Here is a 19890-nt window from a genome sequence, read left to right as displayed (position 1 = left end):
TACGAAAACGTTTGCATTATTATTTCTATTCTGTATAATCCCTCAGATTTTTTAACTAAATGGAGTGTAAATTATGTCATCTTCTGAAAATATGAGCCCACCGAAACAGGCTTTTATGGGGCTCCAAATGCTCTTTGTCGCCTTTGGAGCATTGGTTTTAGTCCCCCTTCTGACAGGACTTAATCCCAATACTGCATTACTTACCGCTGGAATTGGTACTTTGTTATTTCAAGTTATTACGAAACGACAAGTACCAATTTTTTTGGCCTCTAGTTTTGCCTTTATTGCGCCTATTCAATATGGTGTACAAACTTGGGGAATACCTGTAACCTTAGGTGCACTTGCTTGTTCTGGATTAGTATATGTAGTTTTAAGTACTTTTGTAAAACTACGTGGCAATGATATATTGATGAAGCTCTTTCCTCCTGTAGTGGTTGGTCCTATCATTATTATTATTGGTTTGAGTTTAGCACCTGTCGCCGTAAATATGGCAACAGGAAAAGCAACAGGGACAGATTATAATACATCTATCATTATTTCAATGACTACCCTTCTCGTTACTTTGATTGTATCGGTGTTTGCAAAAGGAATTTTACGTTTAGTTCCTATTCTATGTGCTATTATTGTGGGTTATATTCTTTCCATTTTTATGGGAATTGTTGATTTTACTAAAATCATTGAAGCACCTTGGTTTTCTCTACCTCAAATTACGACACCTGAATTTAAGTTAGAAGCCATTTTATATATGCTCCCTATTGCTATTGCACCTGCTATCGAACATATCGGAGATATGATGGCGATTAGTCAAGTAACAGGTAAAGATTTCTTAAAGAAACCGGGACTAAATCGTACATTGTTAGGTGATGGTATCGCAACAATTACGGCCTCATTCTTAGGTGGACCACCTAATACCACTTATTCAGAAGTAACAGGTGCCGTAATGCTGACTAAAAACTTCAACCCTAAAATTATGACTTGGGCAGCTGTTTTTGCTATTTTAATGGCTTTTGTCGGAAAAATTGGTGCATTCTTACAAACTATTCCTGCAGTTGTGATGGGGGGAATTATGATGCTTGTCTTTGGTGCAATTGCTGTTGTTGGTATTAATTCTCTGATTAAAAACAACGTTGATTTAAATCAACCTCGTAATCTGTGTATTGTCTCAGTCGTTCTCACATTTGGTATTGGAGGAATGCTTATTGATGTTGGCTTCTTTGCCATTAAAGGAATTGCTCTTTGTTCCGTGATTGCTATTTTAATGAATCTGTTACTGCCAAAAGAAGAAAATTAATTTAATATTAACTTTTTAATCAACACCGCCTATTTTACAGACGGTGTTTGTGTTTTAAATGTTTGATAAAATTTGCAAAAAAGTAAAATGATCTTTCCGCTCCTAAACTATTTTGTAGTCGCACTATTTAATTTGGTGTTGGTAATTTATAAAATAAATAACAATTTTTAAGTATTGTAGCTGGTAATTTTTGACCCCCTTCATCAGGGCAATATCATACTTGAATAAAAAAATATACTTATTAGCAAAATGACTATTTATTTGAATTTGAAAATAAACTTTATTTATAACATTTAAGTATAGAACGACATTAATTAAACAGGTTTTGTTTGGTATTCAACCTTTTAAATAAGATAAATAATGAACATATTGTAAGTTTACAAGTATAATCTTGCCTTGTACCTTTACCTAAAATACCATCCCCCTGAACGAATAGTTTAAGAGATTTTTATTTATCGTAACTGACTATCTTTACTACCACGACGATTATAGGTACTAAGATCTCTTTGAACTATTTCCAACTCTTCTTGACAATGAATACACAAACGAACACCTTGTATCGCTTGACGACGAGCTTGAGGAATAGCATCACCACATTCATCACAAAACTCAGCACTTTCACCTTTAGGAAGCTGATTTAATGCACTTTTTATGGCATCATTAATGCTTGCATCAATTTGCTCTTGAACCGCACCATCTTGAGACCAACCTCCCGCCATCATTTACTCCTATTTTTTTAAACACTATTTCTTAAAATTACCGTTCTACTATTCTAAGAAAGCATTTTATGATGATAAGCTAAATGCTCTCCAATAAAACTTGCAATAAAATAATAGCTGTGATCGTACCCTTTACGACGATTAATTGTTACATCAGCTTTCATTAATTTAGCAACATTTTCTAGTAACTCTGGTTTAAGTTCTTTTTCTAAAAAACTATCATCTAATCCTTGATCAATTAACATTGGCAAAGGATTTTTTGCTTGTTCCAACAAAGCACAGGTATCCCATTGTTGCCAATTTTCATAATTTTCACCTAAATAAGCCGTCAATGCTTTTTTTCCCCACGGCACTTGGCTTGGTGCAACAATAGGAGAAAATGCCGATACACTACTATAGGTTTCAGGATTTTTTAATGCAATCATTAACGCACCGTGTCCACCCATTGAATGTCCACAAATACTTTGTTTACCATTCGTTGGAAAGTGATTATTAATTAAATCAGGTAACTCTTGGACTATATAATCGTACATCTGATAATGCTTATCCCAAGGTGATTGAGTAGCATTAAGATAAAACCCGGCTCCCTGTCCCAAATCATAACTTTCATCATCAAAAACACTTTCACCTCGTGGGGAAGTATCAGGTGCAACAATAATTAAGCCAAGTTCAGCAGCATAGCGTTGAAATCCTGATTTTTCTATAAAGTTGCGTTCAGTACAAGTTAAACCTGATAACCAATAAATAACAGGACAAGCCTGAGGATTTTCCTTGTTAAGTACTTGTGGGGGTAAATAAACTGCCACATTCATTGCACAATTTAGCGTTTCACTATTATGTTGCCAAATTTGTTGTTTGCCCCCAAAACTAAAAAAACTTTCTATTTTTTGCATTTTTATATCCTCTAAAATAACACGATAAATTCTTGGAAATAAAAAACTTGTGATAACAGCTATTTTAACGCCATTATCACAAGTTTCAATTTTTACTTGTAAATCATCTTAAAAATGCATTACTGTACGAATAGACTCACCTTTTTCAAGTAATTCAAAAGCATAATTAATCTCTTCAAATGGCATCGTATGGGTCACATAAGGATCTAAATCTAGTTTACCATTCATATATTCTTCAACCATTTTTGGTAATTCACTACGTCCTTTCACACCACCAAATGCTGTACCACGCCATACACGCCCTGTCACCAACTGAAATGGTCGAGTAGAAATTTCTTCACCACCAGCAGCAACACCAATAATCACACTTTCTCCCCAACCTTTATGACAACATTCTAAAGCTTGACGCATTACATTCGTATTACCCACACAAGCAAAACTGTATTCCACTCCCCCATCCGTCATTTCAATAATTGCTTGTTCTGTTGGTTTATCAAGTTCTAATGGATTAATAAAATCCGTTGCACCCATTTGTTTTGCAAGTTCAAATTTATCCGCATTCACATCAACCGCAATAATTTTATTCGCACCAGCTTTAACTGCACCTTGAATAACACCCAAGCCGATTGCACCTAATCCAAATACAGCAATATTATCGCCTTTTTCAACTTTTGCAGCATTTTTTACTGAACCTAACCCTGTCGTTACACCACAACCTAATAAACAGGTTTTCTCTGGATTCGCATTTTCAGAGATTTTTGCAACTGAATACTCAGATAAAACTGTATATTCTGAAAAAGTACTTGTTCCCATATAGTGATAAATCGGTTTTCCTTGATAAGAAAAACGAGTAGTTCCATCTGGCATTAAGCCTCTTCCTTGTGTTTCACGCACCGATGAACATAAATTCGTTTTGCCTGATTTACAAAATTTACATTTACCACACTCAGCAGTGTAAAGAGGAATTACGTGATCACCTTCTTTAACACTGGTTACTCCTTCCCCAACTTTAACCACAATTCCAGCCCCTTCATGTCCTAAAACTGCAGGAAATATACCTTCTGGATCAATACCAGATAAAGTATAAGCATCAGTATGGCAAAGAGCAGTATGCGTAATACGCACCATTACTTCACCAGCTTTTGGATCTTCAACATCAATTTCGACAATTTGTAAAGGTTTGTTCGGCTCAAAAGCCACGGCTGCGCGAGATTTCATAATAATGTCCTCAAATAATAAATAATTTAACCTAAAACATATTCTATATTGCAATGATTTTACTCACTCAGTATAGGTTAAGTTTCTGAAAAAATAAGCACATTGTAACTACTTTATAATGAAACAAAAGTGATTTATAAGAAAAACAGTGTTACCATACAGAAACAATTAATTAGGAGCGTTTATTATGCAATCATTAGAAGGGTTGATTATTTTTATCCACGTTGTTGAGCAAAAAAGTTTTTCTTCTGCAGCTAAGATGATGAAAACATCCAAAGCAAATGTAAGCCGACAAATTGCAAGATTAGAAGAGCGTTTAGGCGTGCAATTATTTCAACGTAATACTCGAAGTGTACACCTTACAGAAGTGGGGGATACCCTATATCAAAGTACTAAAGATAATATCTATAATCTAGATGAAACTCTCTGTAATATTATGAAAATGCAAGCGATACCTCGTGGTACACTACGAATTTCAACTGCGGGATTATTCGGTGAAACTAAAGTCACTCACGCTGCCGCTCGTTATATGCAAACTTATCAAGATGTGAAAATAGAACTACATTTTTCTGACCGTAATATTGATATTATTAATGAAGGGTATGACCTAGCCATTCGTACTGGTACATTAAAAGATTCTGCTTTATTTGCAAAACGAATTAGCTCAAGACGTCTCATTTTATGTGCTAGCCCAAATTATCTTTCACAAAATGGTACGCCACAAACAATAAACGAATTAAAAAATCATCTCTGTTTAAAAAGTGCATCGTCCACTTGGACTTTTTCTGATAAACGTAGCAAAAAGCTACAATATAAAGTCAATGCAAACTGGGTAAGTAACAATGCTCGAGCAACATTACAAGCCTGCATACAAGGATTAGGTATTGCTCAACTGCCTGAATATTATGTTCAAGATGCTATCAATCAAGGACAACTTATTCCCTTATTAACCGAGTATGAACCTGCCGATGAAGGTATTTGGGCGGTCTATTCAAATAAATACCATCTATCAACAAAAGTACGGACATTTATTAATTTATTAATAAAAGAAGTCAATTAATTCATTAAGCTCTTGATATTTTAGCAATTGAAGTATTTAAAAAATTACCTAGCAAAATAGCTATACGATAAAAGTAAAGCCATACTGACTACTTATTCAATATGGCTTTACCTATTTGCAAAAAACTCGCTACATCTCACCGCTTCCAAATTGTTTTTTCACCTTAATAAAAACCGTGATCTCTTCCCTATCGTGATACAAATGTTTAGCTTGAATGGTGAATTGAAACCCTTTTTTAGTTAACGTTTCTGTAATAAAATTTAAGCAACGTTGCACTTCTTGATAGCGTTTTTTCATCGGTAATTTAAGATTAAAAATACTCTCTTTACACCATCCATTCACGAACCATTTTGTGATCAATTCACTAATTCGCATTGGTTGTTCCACCATATCACAGACCAATAAGTCAATGGTAGTGCGTTTTGGTGGTTTAAACTTAAAACCGTCTTCAGGACAATGATCAATACGCCCTGTATTATGTAAACTGTCTGCCATTTTTCCGTGATCGACACAATAAACAAACACATCTCGTTTGACTAATTGATATGTCCAACCTCCAGGGCAAGCGCCGAGATCTACTGCTTTTACATTTTCATTAAAATGCCAACTTTCTTCGGATTTTGGAATAAAGGTTAAAATCGCTTCTTCTAATTTTAAGGTTGAACGACTAGGGGCTTCCATAGGGAATTTTAATCGCATAATGCCCATAGGATTTGATGATCGGTTATCATTATAGGCATAGCCTACATAACAACAGCCTGAGCCAACAAAGAGAACTTGTAATGTAATGCTATTTTGACGTTTTGAGCCACTATGTAACCAACCTTGTTTTTTTAAGGTATTACGCAATGGGACAGTAAACTTACGGCAAAATTTAGAAAGTTCTTTTGCTTCATTGGTATCTGGTGTTTCTACTACAAGATCACTGCTCTTTTTAAAATCAATACCTTGATCTTGTTGAGCAAGATATTGTTCTAAAATAGGGGTAATACGGTCATTTTCAGGTAAATTTTCTAGCAACTTCCCTACTACAATCATTTGACGAACGAAGATCAATTCAGAAAGTGGTAGTTCTTGTGCTAATCTATCTGCATCTCCCTGCTGATAGCATTCAAAAATGACATAGCCCGTATTTTCTTTTAATTTTGTAAAACCATAAACACCGAGTTCAACGGCTTTATCTGAGATTTCACCCGCCACTTCTTTTTCAAATCCAGCTCGGCAATAAAGAGCAAGTTTATTCATATTATTCCTTTTCTGTGTAATAAAAAACCACTTGTATTGCTACAAGCGGTTAGTTTCTGTTAATTTTTTGCACATTTTAGTCTTTAGTTAGGTAATTTGCACCAAATAAAAAAACTAGACCTATTAATACAAATACAATTAAAGGTAATGTAAATTGACTCATAATGCTATCTCCTTAAACTTCTTCCTGAAAATTCTCCCCATTGCTAAAAATATATAAATTAAGCTTAGCAATAATAAAATATCCATAGTTTTAGATAAAATGGTACCAGCTCCATAAATAATTACAGGTATAGCCAAAATTGCCACTTTTGCTATATCATCGGACATTTTCGACCACGCTTCAAATGATGATTTTTCAATCGGCTTTTTAAATAAATTCCACATTTATAAACTCCTTGATAAATCATCTTAGACTTATTGTATTAGCTTGTCAAATAATGATTACGCCTTACATTCTGATTGCAACGGTGGTACTTCTCTGCCCATTCGTTGATAAAATTCAACCACAAAATCATCAAAGCGATCTTCATCAATAGATTGACGAATTTCTGCCATTAAACGCTGATAATAACGTAAATTATGGATCGTATTTAATCTCGCCCCTAAAATTTCGCCACATTTATCTAAGTGATATAAATAGGCTTTGGTGTAGTTTTTGCAAGTATAACAATCACAATGTGGATCTAACGTGGTTGTATCTTCACGGTATTTTGCGTTACGGATTTTTACCACACCATCTGTAACGAATAAATGACCATTACGGGCATTACGTGTTGGCATTACGCAGTCAAACATATCAATCCCACGACGCACACCTTCAACTAAATCTTCAGGTTTACCTACGCCCATCAAATAACGAGGTTTGTCTTTTGGTAGTTGAGGGCAAACATATTCTAAAATACGGTGCATATCTTCTTTTGGTTCACCAACAGCTAAACCTCCGACTGCATAACCATCAAAGCCAATTTTAACCAATTCATCAATAGAGACTTTGCGTAACTCTTCAAATACGCCACCCTGTACAATACCGAATAACGCATTTTTATTGCCTAATTCATCAAAACGCTGACGGCTACGCTGTGCCCAGCGGACTGACATTTCCATTGATTGCTTAGTATAATCAAAAGTTGAGGGATAAGGTGCACATTCATCAAAAATCATTACAATGTCAGATCCTAAATCATATTGAATTTCCATTGATTTTTCAGGAGATAAAAAGATCTTGGATCCATTGATAGGGTGACGAAAACTAACGCCCTCTTCAGTAATTTTACGCATTTTCGCAAGGCTAAATACCTGAAAACCACCTGAATCCGTTAAAATTGGAGCGTGCCATTGCATAAAATCGTGTAAATCACCGTGTTTACGCATCACTTCTTGCCCTGGTCTTAACCAAAGGTGAAACGTATTTCCTAATAAAATTTGAGCTCCTGTGGCTTTCACTTCTTCAGGTGTCATACCTTTTACTGTGCCATAAGTTCCCACTGGCATAAAAGCTGGGGTTTCTACGTGAAACTCACCTTTAGGGCGAGAAAAAGTCATACAACCACGGCGAGCATTACCGTTTGTTTTTTTTAATTGATACTTCATTTTTTTCCTTATAGATAAACAGTCTATAGATATAATTTTTATTGTTAATTATTTTAAATTAAAATTTAATGCCAGTACCAATGCCTAAACTGACACCAACACCATTAGACCCACCACCTACACTGCCGGTTCCTGATATTGAAGAACAAGCAACTACTGTTGTGAAGACTAAAACTAAAAATAAGATTTTTTTAATCATTTTGATTTCCTTAAGAGAGCGTTAATTTCTCTTTCATTGATAATTGTAATTGTTGCAACATTGCATAGCGTTTACGATACATTGAGCGTTTTTTACTTGGAATGTCTTCTAAATTTTTACTTTCTACGTTGAGAGGTAATTCCCAATAATCATTTAAAACACCATTACTTTCTCTAAAAATAGCATCATAATCAACAATAAAACGTTTACTTCGAACAAAACGAGATTTATTTTGATATTTTTGAGGAATACCAAATAAAGACGGATAACCCAGTACTTGAGTGAATAATTTCATTGCATCTACCATTAAATAGGCAGGTCTTAAACCGTGACACTTTTTGGTTAATTGTTTTACAATCTCTTTAGAGCCTTCTTGATTAGGCCCTTGAATAACACCAATCAATAAACCTTGTTTTATTTCGCCAAATGTCAGTAAGTAAATTAATTGTTCGCTTGGTTTATGATATAGCTCTAAATTCCAATACCCTTCCATTGGTTGAAATTCATTAATTTTAAGACGAAGATCAAAATCGGCAATCACTTCACCAAAATTAATTTCTTCTTCCCATAATGGTCGATGCCCTAGTTCTGACAATTTGTTCGGTAAAAAAGTTAGATTTTCACACATTGAATTTAAACGCTCTGTCGCATTAAAACGCTTATCTAAAAAACGATGCGCGACAGGGTAACTATAGTTTGGGTATGTATTCAGTACTTCTATTAAATGAGGATTTTGATTAACAAATTCTTCAAATTTTTTGATTTTCGAACGATGTAGCAACGAACGCAGTTGATAACGAAATCGTTTTAAACGATAAGATTTGTTATGTCTATCTGGATAAATTGCGTGAGGCAAAGGCCATTGATATATATTTTGCATAATAATTTATTTCATTAATTTGAGATCTGAACATTATACTAAATTTCAGTATACTTAGCATTGAATTATTTTCGTTAAAATATATGGGTTTAGGTATTAAATTTAACTTTGCAAAAAATATGACAAATCATACCGCTATCATTTTAGATAAAGATGTTATATTTTTAAATTTGAAAGATAATTGAAATGTCTGTTTAGAAGAAATGGTTGCGGGGGCTGGATTTGAACCAACGACCTTCGGGTTATGAGCCCGACGAGCTACCAAGCTGCTCCACCCCGCGTCTGAGATGTGCATAGTACACTTATTTTTTAAGATTACAATAAGAAAAAAATATTTTTTATTTGTTTGATGAAAATTAATACATTGCTTGGTTAGATGTTCAGGGCAAGATCGCACTTTTCTTAAAAATATGATCTAATAGCACCTATTATTCAATAACAAATAGGTGTAAAAATGAATATATTATCAGCTTTTAAAGATTTAGAAGACCCTCGCAAAGATATAAACAAAAAATATGACTTCTTAGATGTTATTTTTCTTGTCGTAAGTGCGGTAATATCAGGTGCAGAAGGATGGAGTGAAATTCATCAGTTTGGTAAATTGAATATAAAATGGTTACGAAAATACCGAGATTTTGAAAATGGTATTCCTGTTGATGATACGATTGCTCGTATTGTAAGACGGATAAATCCTGAGAAATTAAATTATATTTTTATTAATTTTATCAATGAGATACGAAAATCACAAGGCAAAGAGTGTATTGCAATAGATGGTAAAACATTAAAAAACAGTTCACATTTAGAGCCTCATAATGCGCTACATAGTATTACGGCTTGGAGTTGTTCAAGAGGATTAATTTTAGCTCAAAATAAGTCCAAAGGTAAGAAAAATGAGAATGAAAGCATTCTAGAAATGATAGATATTTTAGAGCTAAATCAAGCCGTCATTACGGTAGATGCGATGAATACGCAAAAGAAAATAACGAAGAAAATCATAGAAAAGAAGAGTGATTATGTGATGCCATTGAAAAATAATCATAAGAAATTTAGAAACGAAATAGAAAGTTATTTTCATAAAGTAGTGCGAGAAAAATCAATAAAAATAGATAAGTTTCAAGAAGTTAACTGTGAAAGAAGTCGAATAGATCAACGGTATTATTCAAAATTACCAATAAGTGATTGGCTTTTGGAATCTCAAGGTTGGACAGGAATTAAAAGCCTTATTCAAGTTCATAGGATAAGAGAAGACAATGGCAAGAAAAGTGAAGAAAAAGTATTTTATATCAGTAGCTTAGATGTTCCTTGCGAAGACTTTGCGAAATATATTAGGGGTCATTGGGAAGTTGAAAATAAAGCGCATTGGGTACTTGATGTTGTTTTTAAAGAAGATGATAGTACGATTTATTTGGGGGATGGCGTTGAAAATATGGCAATAATTAGGCGTTTAGGGCTTAATTTAGCACGACTACATCCAGCTAAAAATAGTATGAAAAGCAAGCTGAAATCAGCTGGCTGGTCTGATGAAATGAGGTCTGAGCTTATTTTTGGTGTGTGTGATTAATTTATAGACAAAGTACGCGGTTGCCCTGGTTAGATGTTATTCTCAAATGATTTTTAATACCTTTTTAAATAAAATTTTGTTATTCTTATCCGTTGTTTTTAATTAAAAGGATATTTATGATTTATAAAGTGCATAAAAAATGGATCGTGTTAATCAGTTGTTCGTTGTTTATAATTGGTTGTTCTAATAAGCCTCATCAATCAACACAAAATTATACAGAAAAAGAGAAATTAGGTGCTAAATATAAAAATCGTCAATATTTTCCTTATGCTCCATATATAATAAGAGACGTTATTCCAACACGTAAACCCGTTGTAAATCGCCGTAGTTTCTTACGTCAACTTGCTAACGTGAAAGATTATTCAACTACTCTCTCTACAAAATACTCAGATACTTATAATAAAATCGCTTCTTGGGTCTATTCGGGTGCAAATATTCATCGTTTAAGTGCTTATGGTATTAATATTCAACAAATGAGCGGTGAAGAGGGTTTTCAAAATGTATTAATGACAGGCTATTACTCTCCTGTTATCAAAGCTCGTCATACTCGAAGTGGTAGATTTCAATATCCAATTTATGCAAAACCTCGCTATAGAAAGCAGTTTACTCGTAAACAAATTTACGATGGCGTATTAGCAGGAAAAGGATTGGAACTTGCTTATACGGATTCACTATTGGAAAATTTTTTATTAGGTGTGCAAGGTAGTGGTTATGTTGATTTTGGCTATGGGCGTTTAAATTATTTTGCTTATGCGGGTCAAAATGGCTTTAAATATGTCAGTATTGGGCGTTTACTGGTTGAAGATGGCGAAATTCCAAAAGAAAAAATGTCTATTCAAGCAATTAGAGAATGGGGGCAACGTTATCCTGATCGTGTTCAAGAATTATTAGAAAGAAATCCCTCTTATGTTTTCTTTAAAAATGATGCTTCAGGAAAAGTAAAAGGTTCTGCTGGTGTACCACTTATCGCCTTAGCTTCTGTTGCTTCAGATCGTCGCATCGTTCCTTCTGGCACTCCTCTACTTGTCGAAACCCCAATTATTGATGATGATGGTAACTGGACTGGACGTCACGAAATTCGATTGATGATTGCTTTAGATGTAGGCGGTGCAATAAACGGTCAACATTTTGATATTTATCAGGGAATAGGTAAGAAAGCAGGACATAAAGCTGGATTAATGAAACACTATGGACGAGTTTGGATTTTACAATAATCTATAACGTCATTCTCGTATGCATAAGCCACTATTCTATTAAATAGATGGTGGTTTTTTCTTGCTCCTTACAAAAATATGAACTAACCAGTATATCTGCATTAATTTACAAAATAAACTGGACAACTTTTATGTTATTATAAAATTCATTTTCAATATTATGAGTAACCTTATGAAATCAGTAGAAGAAATTTTTGAACAAAACCACCATTGGGCCGTTGAGATGAAACAAAAGCAGCCTGATTATTTTGAAGCAATTTCAGAACAGCAAAAACCACGTTTATTGTGGATTGGTTGTTCTGATAGTCGTGTACCCGCTGAAAAGCTAACAGGATTAGAATCAGGAAAACTCTTTGTACACCGCAATATTGCCAATCTCGTTATTCATACCGATTTAAACTGCTTATCTGTCGTGCAATATGCGGTTGATGTGTTAGATATTGAACATATCATTATTTGTGGACACACTAATTGTGGAGGTATTCAAGCCTCTTTAAATAATGAAGATTATGGTTTAGTGAATAACTGGTTATTACATATTAAAGATATTCGTTTTAAATATAGTTCGCTTTTAGGCAAGCTTCCTACTGAAAAACGAGCAGATATGTTAGTACAATTAAACGTGGCTGAACAAGTGTATAATTTAGGACGTACTTCTGTGGTTCGTGCAGCGTGGAAACAAGGTAAAAAATTATCATTACACGGTTGGATGTATGACGTTCACGATGGTTATTTGAATGATCAAGGTGTAATGGCAACCAGCTCAGAAACCTTAGAGATCACTTACCGCAATGCCATTTCTAAATTAATGGTAGAAGTAGAAGAGAGTGAGGGTATTGAATAAATATAGTAGTTTGATTTGCAAATTTTAATCAAGAACTAACCGCTATAGACTCACTTAAAAAACATTATTTGCACTATTCCCTGCTAAAATACAATCATTTTGTAAAAAAAATAGTTGACAGCTGGTTACAAATACGCAATATTAAGGTTGTTTTTAATTCAAAGGATTTTTTATTTTATGTTTCATTTTATGTTTTTACTCAGTCTATTACTTATTATCACATTTTATATGTGCGGTTGGACTGTAGATAAAAAACACTAAAATAATTATCAAATCAAAAGTTCAATAAACCCGCACTAGAATGCGGGTTTTTTTATGGCTTTTTTATGGCTTTGTACTTTATAAATAATAAGGATAATAATATGCAAACAAACAACATCATTATTTTTGACACTACATTGCGAGATGGGGAGCAGGCGTTAAAAGCCAGTTTAACAGTAAAAGAAAAATTACAAATCGCGTTAGCTTTAGAACGTTTAGGTGTGGATGTAATGGAAGTGGGATTTCCTGTTTCATCACAAGGGGATTTTGAATCAGTACAAACTATCGCTAAACATATAAAAAATAGCCGAGTTTGTGCATTATCAAGAGCAATAAATAAAGATATTGATGTGGCAGCGGAAGCATTAAGTGTTGCTGAAGTGTTTCGTATTCACACTTTTATCGCCACCTCCGCCCTACACGTTGAAGCAAAATTACGTCGCTCTTTTGATGATGTCCTTGAAATGGCAGTAAATGCGGTTAAACGAGCCAGAAAATATACCGATGATGTGGAATTTTCTTGTGAAGATGCCGGTAGAACAGGGATTGATAATATTTGTCGTATTGTAGAAACTGCCATTAATGCTGGAGCGACCACTATTAATATTCCGGATACCGTTGGTTATTGTTTGCCAATGGAATATGGTGATATTATCAAAAATGTAATGAATCGTGTACCTAATATCGATAAAGCCATTATTTCAGTGCATTGTCATAATGATTTAGGTATGGGAACGGCCAATTCTTTAACGGCAGTGCAAAATGGCGCAAGGCAAATTGAATGTACTATTAATGGAATTGGGGAACGTGCCGGTAATACCGCTTTGGAAGAAGTGGTAATGGCAATTAAAACAAGACAAGAATTATTTAAAGCAGATACTCGAATAAAAACACAAGAAATTCATCGAGTTAGCCAGTTAGTCAGTCAGCTTTGTAATATGCCAATTCAACCTAATAAAGCGATTGTGGGTGAAAATGCCTTTGCACACTCCTCTGGGATCCATCAAGATGGAATGGTTAAACATAAAAATACTTATGAAATTATGTCACCACAAACCATTGGATTGAAAAAAGAAAAATTAAATTTAACGGCTCGTTCAGGCAGATCGGCGGTTAAAAATCATATGGATATAATGGGCTATAAAGAAAACGAATATGATTTAGATAAACTTTATACCGCATTCTTAAAATTAGCCGATAAAAAAGGACAAGTTTTTGATTATGATTTAGAAGCACTTGCCTTTATTGATATGCAACAAGGGGAAGAAAATCGCTTAAATTTAGATGTCATCACCTCTCAAACAATGAGCCAACTCCCCGCTTCCGCTTTTGTCCAAGTTGAATTAGATGGTAAAAAATACAGTGATGTATCTAATGGTGGTAATGGTCCTGTTGATGCAGTATTTAATACTATTTTAAAAATTACAAGGTTAGATCTCACTGTTAAAAGTTATAACCTAACCGCTAAAGGCGAAGGAGCGGAAGCCTTAGGGCAAGTGGATATTATTGCAGAATATAATAACCGCAAATTTCACGGTGTCGGTTTAGCTACGGATATTGTGGAAGCATCAGCAAGAGCATTAATTCACGCCATTAATGCCATTTACCGCTCTCAACAAGTCGCCGATTTAAAACTTGAATCCACTAAATTACAGGAGAAATAAAAATGACAAATTATAATGTTGCAATATTAAGCGGTGATGGTATCGGTCCTGAAGTGATGCAAGAAGCGATTAAAGTATTAGATACTGTTCAAAATAAATTCAACTTTAAACTAAATTATCAATATTTTGATGTAGGCGGAATTGCCATTGATAAGCACAATACCCCGTTACCTGATGAAACATTAATAGGGTGTAAAAACAGTGATGCCATTTTATTTGGTTCTGTCGGTGGTCCAAAATGGGAAAACTTACCTCCTGAACAACAACCAGAAAGAGGGGCATTACTCCCCTTGCGTAAATATTTTGAATTATTCTGTAATTTACGTCCAGCAACTTTATATAAAGGATTAGAAAACTTCTGCCCTTTACGTGCAGATATTGCACAACGAGGTTTTGATATCGTTACTGTACGAGAATTAACAGGCGGAATTTATTTCGGACAACCAAAAGGACGAGAAGGCACAGGGCAACAAGAAAAAGCCTTTGATACTGAAATTTATTACCGCTATGAAATTGAACGTATCGCCCGTATTGGATTTGAAACAGCAATGAAAAGAAAAAAGCACTTAACATCTGTTGATAAAGCCAATGTTTTGACAAGTTCTGTATTATGGCGTGACATTGTCACTGAAATATCGAAAGAATACCCTGAAGTTACCCTCGATCATATTTATATTGATAATGCCACAATGCAATTAATCAAACAGCCTGACTTTTTTGATGTACTGCTCTGCTCTAATATCTTTGGGGATATTATTTCCGATGAGTGTGCAATGATTACAGGCTCAATGGGAATGTTGCCATCAGCAAGTTTAAATGAAAAAGGTTTTGGATTATATGAACCTGCAGGTGGATCCGCTCCTGATATTGCAGGAAAAAATATTGCCAACCCTATTGCACAAATTTTATCATCAGCAATGATGTTACGTTATAGTTTCAATCTTAATGATGCTGCAACTGCGATTGAAAATGCGGTGCAAGATGTTTTACAACAAGGCTATCGTACTGCAGATTTAACGGATAATACGACTGCTATCTCGACCAGTGAAATGGGGGATCTGATTGCTGAAAATATTTAAACCAGCAATTATTAAAGAATGGATTGATGATGAAACTAAAACAGCAAGATGCCCTTACTGTGATATTGATAGTGTGATAGGAGAAAAATCAGGCTATCCTATTACAAAAGCATTTTTACAAGAAATGTATGATTATTGGTTTGTATAAAATATTACAACATATCTGCTAGATATATGTGAACTATGGAATATGAAAAACCATTATTAACAAATCTTGTTAAAATTAAAGGAAAAAATATGAAAGAATGGATAGTACATACAAAGAAAAATATACCTGAAATATTTGAATATGATAATGGGGAAATTGATAACCCTATGATGTTATGGATTGAGTTACATTGTTTATTTGATACTGCTGTCAGTACAAAGAATGAAGATTTAATAAAAAGAATTTTTCAAGAGGTGCATTATTATGAAACCTATGAAAATAATCCTAATGGTGATGATTTTAGTACAGCTGTTTGCCTAGCCTTTACCGAGCATTTATTAGATAAGGAAAATTATATTCCTTATGTTTTAAAATATATAAGCAGACAAAAATTTATTAAATATAAAGCACTTTTAACCTACCATAATGATGAAAAAAAATATTTAAACGTTTTGAAACAATATACAGGTAAGTAAAAATAAGCAATTAGATTTTTATAAAAATTTGCAAATAGGCATATAAATGAAATTAAATAATAAAAACTTAAATCAAAAATGGCTAGATTATAATAATGCTAGACTTACAGGAAACAGAAAAAAAGCAAGTGCGTTACTAAATAGTTTTATTACTACTCTTTTACAAAATGATGAAGAAGTGATTGAAAATTTTGTTCATCAAATCTGCTCTATTGTATTAAAAAATAATACTTTTTTATCTACTAATAGCATTGAGGTTGCAAGGGCTGAAGTTAGAATACAGCACCCTCTTTTTCAAAAGGTGCTTATTCCTGTATTTATAAAAAAATATAAAGAAAATGATCCATTATATATAAGATGGATTGCACAGATGGAACAGTTTTTTTATTCAGACCACAAAACAACTAACTATTTTTTAGAAGCAATTAATATTGATAGTACATTACAAGATGCAGTGATGTTTTCAAGAGAAACAAATCAGTATGAAGAAACAAAATGTAGATATTTTGAAACAGATTATTTCTTAAAAAAGTCATTTGAGCTTAAACCTGATCAAGAAGTATTAGATTTAATTTTAAAAAGAATGTTAAGAAATATTGATTACTTGACCCACGAATTACCCTATTTACTTACAGATTTAGATGATTTCATAAAAATTATCAATGAATTTAAATATTTTAGTGAACAATCAAATAGTAAAGAAAAATGGAAAAGGCAAATTGAAGAATGGGAAAATATTGCTGATAACTTGAAGACGTAGGGACAAAGCATGCCTTGTCCATGTGAACAATAATTACCATCATATCGATAAAATAGCGGTTAGATTTTTGTATAATTTTACAAATAAATTAAAATTTTTTGTATGTAAAAACTAAATAGATACTTAATAAGAATACAATAAAATGAAACTAGAAGAAATTAAAAAGAAGGCTATTGAATTAGGTAAACTTGATAAGAAAGAGTTAAATAAATATGTAGCAATACTATTTGATCAGAAAAATGTTTCATTTTTAGGGTGTATTGAGTTTGTGCGAATTAATCAAGGTATGTCTCTTTTCAATGCTAAAAAATTATTTTTTGAGTTAGACTTTTTAACAGATGATAAAAAAATACAATTAACATCTTCTCTAGAAATTATGAAAAGTGAATATAAAGAATAGTATAGTTAAATATTTAGAATAAGAACAGGGCATGCCCTGTTCCTACGAGCAATAAAACTACCTTTAGCAGTAACAAGCGGTATGATTTTTATAAAAATTTGTAAAAGGAAGGATAATGAATACAAACTATCAAGAGCAGTATATTGCAATTTCAGCTGAGTTTAGAAAAAGTAAACGATCTAATGAAAGTATAGAAAAATTGTATGATTTACTTTATGAACTTGAAAAAAGAGAAAGAAACGAACAAGAACATAAGATTTTGTCTTATATATATTCCCTTTTAGAATATCATCAATCTGCTTATGAAATATATAAACCACTAGTAGATTTAAAAGACAAAAAAGATATTGCATATTTGTATAAATTACAAAGTAAAGCAAAATCACATGGAAATAATTTTAAAATTAAAGATATTCGTAAATACAGAAGAAAAATTGAGCAAGTAAATTTATCACTTGATGATTTTAAGTTTGATTCAAAATTTACATTTCGATTTTGTGCAGATGCTAATAAATATCTAATAGTAAAAAATATTATAATTTTTAATAAGATTTTAAAGGCTAAAAACTTTGAACTTTGGGTTTATGAAAATAACACCCTTGAAAATTCAATAGAGAAAATTATTGATTATATTATTTGGCTTGGTAACTGCAAAAATGAACTAATTGATTTTTATAACTTAAAAATGGCTGAAGATACAGAACAAGCAGATAATAATTGGTTTGATACTTTAGATATTTATGGACTAAGAATTAGTTTAAGTGAAACAGGTAATATATCAGCATTTATTTCTGTTGGAGATACTTTTTTTGAAGACCATATTTTAGATATAGAAATAGATGATAAAAATATTGTAGATATGAATTATGATGGCTAATTTTTATCAACTATAAATAGCGGTTACATTTAATCAAAAATTTACAAAATACAATTAAAAGATAACAAAGGAAAAATATGACAAACACACAATATAAAACACTTTATGAAAAACTTTTTGACGCACACGTTGTGCGTGAAGTAGAGGGGGAAACGCCTTTAATTTATATTAATCGCCATTTGGTTCACGAAGTCACCAGCCCACAGGCGTTTGATGGCTTACGCTCAATGGGGCGTGAGGTTCGTCAGCCCTCTAAAACGGTGGCGACGATGGATCATAATGTGCCAACGGATAGCCGTGATTTAATGGGCAGTGGCGAAATGGGTTATCTGCAAATGATTGAGCTTGAAAAAAATAGCCAAGAATTTGGGGTGACGCTCTATGATATTAATCACCTTAATCAAGGCATTGTACACGTTATGGGACCAGAACAAGGGCTTACCCTTCCCGGAATGACGATTGTTTGTGGCGATTCTCATACCGCAACACACGGTGCATTTGGTGCATTGGCCTTTGGTATTGGTACTTCAGAAGTTGAACACGTTTTAGCGACACAAACCATTAAACAAGCCCGTGCTAAAACAATGAAAATTGAGGTTGTCGGACAGGTAAACAAAGGTATTACGGCTAAAGATATTGTACTCGCCATTATTGGAAAATTAACGATGGCTGGAGGCACTGGTTATGTAGTCGAGTTTTGTGGTGAAGCTATTGAAAGCCTTTCAATGGAAGGACGAATGACGGTGTGTAATATGGCCATTGAGTTAGGGGCAAAATCAGGCTTAATTGCGCCTGATGAAACAACCTTTAATTACTTAAAAGGTCGCCCTTCTTCACCAAAAGGCAAAGAATGGGACGAAGCGGTTGAGTATTGGAAAACATTACACAGTGATAAAGAAGCAACCTTTGATAAAGTGGTTACATTGCAAGCCAGTGATATTCAGCCACAAGTAACTTGGGGAACCAATCCAGGGCAAGTAATTGGAATTGAAGAAACCATTCCAAATCCTGCTGATGTTAATGATATTATTGAACAACAATCTGTAAAAAAAGCATTGTCCTATATGAATTTACCTCATAGCAAAAAAATGACAGAAATCAATATTGATAAAGTCTTTATCGGCTCTTGCACCAATGCTCGAATTGAAGATTTACGAGCAGCTGCTGCAGTCGCAAAAGGACGAAAAGTAGCAAATAACGTGACAGCGTTGGTCGTTCCAGGATCAGGATTAGTCAAAGCCCAAGCTCAACAAGAGGGATTAGATAAAATCTTTTTAGAAGCTGGGTTTGAATGGCGAGAACCAGGTTGTTCAATGTGTTTAGCAATGAACAATGATCGCTTAGAAGCAGGCGAACGCTGTGCCTCAACCAGTAATCGAAACTTTGAGGGACGACAAGGACGAGGTGGTCGCACCCATCTTGTTAGCCCTGCAATGGCAGCTGCGGCGGCAGTTTATGGTAAATTTGTCGATATTCGCCAAATCGAATTATTATAATAAACAAGCGAT

At 33.6% G+C, this 19890-nt stretch carries 21 protein-coding genes and 1 tRNA gene; 13 read left to right on the top strand and 9 right to left on the bottom strand.

What is annotated here, in order from left to right; translation table 11 throughout:
• The first annotated feature begins 73 nt into the window (after positions 1-73).
• Positions 74-1291 (top strand): uracil-xanthine permease family protein, encoded by a 1218-nt coding sequence (locus U9966_RS06830; protein ID WP_306346943.1) that lies wholly within the window; start codon positions 74-76, stop codon positions 1289-1291.
• 452 nt (positions 1292-1743) lie between these two features.
• Here U9966_RS06830 and U9966_RS06825 read toward each other — a convergent pair whose 3' ends face one another.
• The 3 genes from U9966_RS06825 to U9966_RS06815 all read right to left on the bottom strand — a co-directional run bounded on the left by U9966_RS06825 (position 1744) and on the right by U9966_RS06815 (position 4121).
• On the bottom strand, positions 1744-2010 hold the full coding sequence (locus U9966_RS06825; protein ID WP_306346942.1) for a DksA/TraR family C4-type zinc finger protein: 267 nt from the start codon (positions 2008-2010) through the stop codon (positions 1744-1746).
• A gap of 53 nt (positions 2011-2063) precedes the next feature.
• Complete coding sequence (gene fghA / locus U9966_RS06820; protein WP_306346941.1) at positions 2064-2903, bottom strand: S-formylglutathione hydrolase; 840 nt, start codon at positions 2901-2903, stop codon at positions 2064-2066.
• A 108-nt stretch (positions 2904-3011) separates the two neighbouring features.
• A complete protein-coding gene (locus tag U9966_RS06815) occupies positions 3012-4121 on the bottom strand; it encodes an S-(hydroxymethyl)glutathione dehydrogenase/class III alcohol dehydrogenase (RefSeq protein ID WP_306346940.1) in 1110 nt (369 codons plus the stop codon).
• A 187-nt stretch (positions 4122-4308) separates the two neighbouring features.
• Here U9966_RS06815 and U9966_RS06810 point away from each other — a divergent pair, with 187 nt between their 5' ends.
• The gene (locus U9966_RS06810) at positions 4309-5181 is read left to right on the top strand and encodes a LysR family transcriptional regulator (RefSeq protein WP_306346939.1); all 873 of its coding nucleotides are present in this window, start codon (positions 4309-4311) and stop codon (positions 5179-5181) included.
• 129 nt (positions 5182-5310) lie between these two features.
• Here U9966_RS06810 and rlmM read toward each other — a convergent pair whose 3' ends face one another.
• From rlmM to U9966_RS06780, 6 genes are all read right to left on the bottom strand, one after another.
• Complete coding sequence (rlmM, locus tag U9966_RS06805; RefSeq protein WP_306346938.1) at positions 5311-6426, bottom strand: 23S rRNA (cytidine(2498)-2'-O)-methyltransferase RlmM; 1116 nt, start codon at positions 6424-6426, stop codon at positions 5311-5313.
• A 159-nt stretch (positions 6427-6585) separates the two neighbouring features.
• Positions 6586-6813 carry a hypothetical protein gene (locus tag U9966_RS06800; RefSeq protein ID WP_306346937.1) on the bottom strand — a complete coding sequence of 76 codons (228 nt, stop codon included), beginning with the start codon at positions 6811-6813 and terminating at the stop codon, positions 6586-6588.
• A gap of 57 nt (positions 6814-6870) precedes the next feature.
• Complete coding sequence (gene tgt / locus U9966_RS06795) at positions 6871-8019, bottom strand: tRNA guanosine(34) transglycosylase Tgt (protein WP_306346936.1); 1149 nt, start codon at positions 8017-8019, stop codon at positions 6871-6873.
• A 58-nt stretch (positions 8020-8077) separates the two neighbouring features.
• Positions 8078-8218: a hypothetical protein gene (locus U9966_RS06790; protein ID WP_306346935.1), complete on the bottom strand. Its 141-nt coding sequence runs from the start codon at positions 8216-8218 to the stop codon at positions 8078-8080.
• A gap of 10 nt (positions 8219-8228) precedes the next feature.
• Positions 8229-9098: a VirK/YbjX family protein gene (locus tag U9966_RS06785; RefSeq protein WP_211596949.1), complete on the bottom strand. Its 870-nt coding sequence runs from the start codon at positions 9096-9098 to the stop codon at positions 8229-8231.
• Positions 9099-9302: 204 nt separating this feature from the next.
• Positions 9303-9379, bottom strand: a tRNA-Met gene (locus U9966_RS06780).
• A 173-nt stretch (positions 9380-9552) separates the two neighbouring features.
• Between U9966_RS06780 and U9966_RS06775 the strand changes: the two genes are divergently transcribed.
• From U9966_RS06775 to leuC, 11 genes are all read left to right on the top strand, one after another.
• A complete protein-coding gene (locus U9966_RS06775) occupies positions 9553-10659 on the top strand; it encodes an ISAs1 family transposase (protein WP_322631690.1) in 1107 nt (368 codons plus the stop codon).
• A 116-nt stretch (positions 10660-10775) separates the two neighbouring features.
• On the top strand, positions 10776-11873 hold the full coding sequence (gene mltA, locus U9966_RS06770; RefSeq protein ID WP_211596950.1) for a murein transglycosylase A: 1098 nt from the start codon (positions 10776-10778) through the stop codon (positions 11871-11873).
• Between the two features lie 172 nt (positions 11874-12045).
• Positions 12046-12717 (top strand): carbonate dehydratase, encoded by a 672-nt coding sequence (gene can, locus U9966_RS06765; protein WP_306347142.1) that lies wholly within the window; start codon positions 12046-12048, stop codon positions 12715-12717.
• A gap of 362 nt (positions 12718-13079) precedes the next feature.
• On the top strand, positions 13080-14642 hold the full coding sequence (leuA, locus tag U9966_RS06760) for a 2-isopropylmalate synthase (protein ID WP_306347143.1): 1563 nt from the start codon (positions 13080-13082) through the stop codon (positions 14640-14642).
• 2 nt (positions 14643-14644) lie between these two features.
• Positions 14645-15721, top strand: coding sequence for a 3-isopropylmalate dehydrogenase (gene leuB / locus U9966_RS06755; RefSeq protein WP_306347144.1), 1077 nt, complete (start codon positions 14645-14647; stop codon positions 15719-15721).
• On the top strand, positions 15705-15869 hold the full coding sequence (locus tag U9966_RS06750) for a hypothetical protein (protein ID WP_306347145.1): 165 nt from the start codon (positions 15705-15707) through the stop codon (positions 15867-15869). Before leuB ends, U9966_RS06750 begins: the two co-directional genes overlap by 17 nt.
• 89 nt (positions 15870-15958) lie before the next feature.
• On the top strand, positions 15959-16345 hold the full coding sequence (locus U9966_RS06745) for a hypothetical protein (RefSeq protein ID WP_306347146.1): 387 nt from the start codon (positions 15959-15961) through the stop codon (positions 16343-16345).
• 46 nt (positions 16346-16391) lie between these two features.
• A complete protein-coding gene (locus U9966_RS06740; protein WP_306347147.1) occupies positions 16392-17105 on the top strand; it encodes a hypothetical protein in 714 nt (237 codons plus the stop codon).
• A 142-nt stretch (positions 17106-17247) separates the two neighbouring features.
• Positions 17248-17505 carry a hypothetical protein gene (locus tag U9966_RS06735; protein ID WP_306347148.1) on the top strand — a complete coding sequence of 86 codons (258 nt, stop codon included), beginning with the start codon at positions 17248-17250 and terminating at the stop codon, positions 17503-17505.
• Positions 17506-17620: 115 nt separating this feature from the next.
• Entirely contained in the window at positions 17621-18382 is a 762-nt protein-coding gene (locus U9966_RS06730) for a hypothetical protein (protein WP_306347149.1), read from the top strand.
• A gap of 77 nt (positions 18383-18459) precedes the next feature.
• The gene (gene leuC, locus U9966_RS06725; RefSeq protein ID WP_306347150.1) at positions 18460-19878 is read left to right on the top strand and encodes a 3-isopropylmalate dehydratase large subunit; all 1419 of its coding nucleotides are present in this window, start codon (positions 18460-18462) and stop codon (positions 19876-19878) included.
• The last annotated feature ends 12 nt before the right edge of the window (positions 19879-19890 follow it).

Source organism: Pasteurella atlantica (assembly GCF_963693435.1).
Classification (GTDB): domain Bacteria; phylum Pseudomonadota; class Gammaproteobacteria; order Enterobacterales; family Pasteurellaceae; genus Phocoenobacter; species Phocoenobacter atlanticus.
Note: the sequence above shows the minus strand (reverse complement) of the source record. Positions and strands in the feature narration are given on the sequence as shown.